General features: G+C 45.9%; 1 protein-coding gene. It reads right to left on the bottom strand.

Annotated elements, in window-relative coordinates; translation table 11 throughout:
- Positions 1-827 (bottom strand): LamG domain-containing protein (locus A3763_RS19425; protein WP_197482993.1); only part of this gene is annotated, 827 nt, incomplete at both ends.

Genomic DNA, 827 nt, shown 5'->3' with positions numbered 1-827 from the left:
GCTCTGGAACTCGGGCAGGCTAACCCATAGTCAGGCTGAGTAATCGAAAAACTACCTAAAGAACACGAGCTACAAGCATGAGAGTCCCCCATAGCCGTTCCAATTTCTGCTTCAGTCAGCACGCTATCGTAAACTTTAATCTCATCCAAACGGCCATAAGCTGAAGCGCCTGGTGTTAGATAAGTAGATGAATTGTCCCCGAAGAAGATATTTCCTACATCACCCATAGTGCCGTTAGATGAAATTGACGATGAGGCAGCAGAGCTTCCATCAACATATATATGCAATTCATCGGCAGATAAGTCCCAGGTTACGCCAAGATGAACCCACGTTCCCGCAACAACTGAGTTAGCACTTGTGTATAAGTTGAAATCAAGATCCGCGCTATCTTCCAAGGCAAATCGTAAGCGACCATCATTTAATTTTGCCAAGAAGAAATACTTATCGTTAGAATTTCCTATGACATCGGTAGTTGCATCAATTAAGGTCTTATCTCCACTCCCCACCCAGTTCTCTTCAGCTCGATACCAAAGCACAATAGTCCCTTGACTCCCTACGTCTGTGTCCAAGTCCAGCTGTGAGTCAATGGCATCAATCGTTGCTGAATTTGAGTTGTCGGGAATAAAACTACCTTTACAAACCTGGCCGCTGGCATGGGACTCTGCACTACCGACACTTAATCCCGCATTACCGTTACCCGAATAATCCTCGATCGACACGCCTGCGCCCGACCAATTATTTTGCTCAAAGGCAAAGTGAGCAAGAGGCTGATAGGCGCCACATGAACGTGTCTCGGTATATAAGGCATTCACTTGCGAATCACTTAG

Source organism: Oleiphilus sp. HI0128, from assembly GCF_001635365.1.
The sequence above is the reverse complement of the archived record's forward strand: the minus strand, read 5'-3'. Positions and strand labels throughout refer to the sequence as shown.